General features: G+C 64.2%; 1 protein-coding gene. It reads left to right on the forward strand.

The annotated features are described in order from the left end of the window. The first annotated feature begins 235 nt into the window (after positions 1-235). The gene (locus tag ACWD5O_RS37115) at positions 236-1480 is read left to right on the forward strand and encodes an IS110 family transposase (RefSeq protein WP_450088171.1); all 1245 of its coding nucleotides are present in this window, start codon (positions 236-238) and stop codon (positions 1478-1480) included. Positions 1481-1584: the final 104 nt, after the last annotated feature.

The raw sequence follows: 1584 nt of genomic DNA on the forward strand, positions 1-1584 counted from the left end.
GAGCTGTTCAGGTCTCGCGCGACGTTCTGGTTGGTTGGAAAATGTGGGTCGGTCGGCCTGGTCGACGCCGTGTGATCTTGGTGCGGGAGAGCCCGTGAATGAGCTTGGCGCGAGGGCTTGGGGCAGGCGCCCTGGATTGTTGCCAGTGAGCACGTGAGCCAGATTCTTTGTTGAGCTGTGCCCTCACCAGGCCAACCGCTACGGATCGAGGCGGCTGGGACGAGGTGGTGAGTTCATGGATGTGATCGTGGAACGGGTCGCCGGCCTGGACGTCAGCAAGGCTGACGTGAAGGCCTGCGTCCGCTCTCCCCGGCAAGGAGCGGGCCGGCGTTACGGGCAGGAGGTTCGCACGTTCGCCACGATGACGCGTCAGCTGATGGCGTTGGCGGATTGGCTGGCCGAGTCTCATGTCGAGCTGGTCGTGATGGAGGCGACCGGCGATTACTGGAAGCCCGTGTTCTACGTGCTTGAAGAGCGGTTCACCGTGTGGCTGATCAACGCTCGTGACGTCAAGAAGGTCCCCGGACGCAAGACCGACGTCAAAGATGCCGAGTGGCTCGCCCAGCTGGCGCAGCACGGGCTGGTCTCGCCCTCATTCGTGCCCCCGCCGGCCATTCGACGGCTTCGGGATCTCACTCGCCAGCGAGTCAATCTCGTCCGGGAGCGCGTGCGCGCGCTGCATCGGCTGGAGAGCGTCCTCGAGGACGCTGGGATCAAGATGTCCACGGTGATGAGCCGAACCCTCACCATGTCCGGGCGACTCATGATCGAGGCGCTCGTCGCCGGAGAACGGGATCCGCACGCATTGGCCGACCTCGCCCTGGGCAAAGCCCGGCCAAAGATCATCGAACTACGTGAGGCGCTGGTCGGCCGGTTCGACGACAACCATGCCTTCCTCGCCGGGCAAGCACTGAACCACATCGATTACCTGGATGCCCGCATCACGGCCTTCACCCACCAGATCGAACACCTGACCCAGCCACAGGCACGTCAGCGAGAACTGCTGGTCGGCATCCCGGGCGTCTCCGACCGCATCGCCGAGGTCATCCTCGCCGAGACCGGCGGCGACATGGCTCAGTTCCGCACCGCTGCCGCGCTGGCCAGCTGGGCCGGAGTCGCCCCTGGAAACAACGTATCCGCAGGCAAGAACCTGTCGGGCAGAACCACCCACGGCAACCGCTGGTTGCTCGGCGCGCTCGGTGACGCTGCCGCAGCCGCCGCTCGAACCAAGAACTCCTACCTCAACAGCTACTACAAGAGGATGGTCAAGCGGCGCGGACCTCGACGGGCACTCGTCGCGGTCATGCACAAGATCCTCACCGCGGTCTGGCACATGCTCAGCCACGATGTGCCCTACCGCGACCTCGGACTCGACTACTTTCACCGCCGCCCCGATCAAGTCGAACGACGCAAACGCAGACTGCTGCACGAGCTGATCGAACTCGGCGTCGACACCAGCAACCTCATCGCCACTAGCTGATCCGACATCTTGATACCTGTTCCCAATCCGGCGGCTCGGAGCAGCCCCGGGTCCATCTCGCCATGCCCGCTCACTGAACATTTTCGAGCCAGATCACCCGCTTC

It is taken from the genome of Micromonospora sp. NPDC005161, from assembly GCF_053599855.1.